The organism is Spiroplasma endosymbiont of Megaselia nigra (assembly GCF_003987485.1).
Lineage (GTDB): Bacteria > Bacillota_I > Bacilli_A > Mycoplasmatales > Mycoplasmataceae > Spiroplasma.
In genome coordinates this window covers 1-1,247 of record NZ_RCOO01000267.1, presented here as the reverse complement: position 1 = coordinate 1,247, position 1,247 = coordinate 1, and the positions used below count along the sequence as shown (strand labels likewise).

Below are 1,247 nucleotides of genomic sequence, written 5' to 3'. Positions count from 1 at the left end.
ATAGCGTTAAAATAGGTTTTATTGACAAAGATGAATATATTAAAATAACTGGTTATGAAATTAGTGATTTTAATTTTAAATTACAAATTCAACAAAATACCACAGTCCAAGATAATAGCACAAGTTATGTAATGATTGATGAAAAAGATATTTTAATTAATGATATTTCAAAACAAGATAAAGAATTTTTAGAAACATTAGACTTAAAAATAGTATCTATTAATGAACAAATTACAGAAGACAACAAAAATGAATGTTACATCATTGAAGAATACAAACGCCCTTATTCACCAGATGGAATTGATATTATTAAATCTACGCATTTAATAAAAATAACTGACTTTAAATGAAAAAATCAAAATAGCATTCATTTAGTATTACAAAAATCATTACCAGAAGATACAGTATTTACTGGAATTGAAATTAAATATCCTAAATCAATGTTATTTGGTAATATTAAATGCTGGGGTAATGTTAATGGTGTTTATTCTTATCCATCATCAATAGTTGAAAATGCTAGTTTAGTGCCATTATTATCAATGCCAATTGAAACAAACCCTAATTTAAGAGTATTTCAATATTGATTTACCGAAAGTTTTTTACCATGAAGTATTGCCAAAAACTATATTCAAGGTACTGATATTTTAGGTTTGTTAGACGTTAAAGAATTAAATATTGTTTTGTTAAATTATTTAACATATCGTTATAATTATGATAGAAAATTTCAAGGTGCAAAATATGACGAAAAAGGTAATCCCACTAATAAAGCGGCAGAATTAAGACAAAAATTCGAAGGACAAAAGCCTGAAGATGTTATTGATGGTTTATTTGAAAATTGAAAATTAGATAATTATAAATCTTTAAATGATAATGCTGTAAAAATATTTAAACAAATTATCTATATGTTATCAAACTATACATATAGTAAATACGCAATCAATAAAGGCTATAATGACGATGTTAAATTGTTTTCTCCTTACTATTTTGAATTAGTTTCAACTCCTAATAAAATAGAAGATGATTATTGAGAATTTAAAGATTGTCAAGTACTATTAAATTCATCATATTTTAATTTTTCTGGTGGACCTACTCCACCTAAAAATTATTGAAAAGAAATTTATAAAAATGATAATGTATTTAATCAAATTGATAATAAGTATTATTTTGTTGTGTGACGTGATAGCAAAAATAGTAATTGAAATATTAATAAATTTAATAATAATAAAGAAATTATTTTAATAACTGGT

1 pseudogene is annotated in these 1,247 nt (G+C 23.2%); it reads left to right on the top strand.

The window, feature by feature from the left end:
- Positions 1-1,247, top strand: a pseudogene (locus D9R21_RS07675) (hypothetical protein); the annotation flags it as partial.